Source organism: Oleiphilus sp. HI0043 (assembly GCF_001634935.1).
The window spans coordinates 1-534 of the sequence record NZ_LWEY01001073.1; the positions used below are offsets into that span (position 1 = coordinate 1).

A 534-nucleotide genomic window follows, 5' to 3' on the forward strand; every position below is an offset into this window, starting at 1 on the left:
GTGCATCGCGTTTATCTGTTTTCACGCGTTGTCCGGGTTTCTTTGGAATCAGTGATGGCGCAACAACATAGCAACAATGGCCTAAGCTTGTCAGCAATCGATAAATCCAGTAGCCACAGGGGCCTGCTTCATAAACAAAATGCAGGGTAGCCTGCGGGTATTTGCTTTCAAACTGTCTTGCCATCTTGGTAAGTGATACTTTGGCTGAAGAAACTCTTCCAAGATGTTTTACTTCTGAGCCTCGTTGATCTTCGCAATATGCGACTTCGGTGAACTCCTTATGGGTGTCCAATCCGACAAAAATTATGGTATTGTTTTTCATGGTGCTGGCCTCCGCTTATATGGTATGACACATATATTATGGCTCTGGCTTTGCTAACCCACGATAGGAGGTCAGCACTCTTTTGGGACGTGGGGAGTCATTATGTCTAGGTTTCCGAGTGCCCAACAATTAGTGTACACCCTACTATAGTTATATAGACCTTATGTGGAGGTGCTCATGGCACGTAAAAAAACTCAAGCTTACTCTGAAGA

Annotated in this window: 1 pseudogene; it reads right to left on the reverse strand. The window is 44.6% G+C overall.

Annotation, left to right across the window (positions count from 1 at the left end):
* A pseudogene (locus A3729_RS11825) lies at positions 1-322 on the reverse strand (IS110 family transposase); the annotation flags it as partial.
* Positions 323-534: the final 212 nt, after the last annotated feature.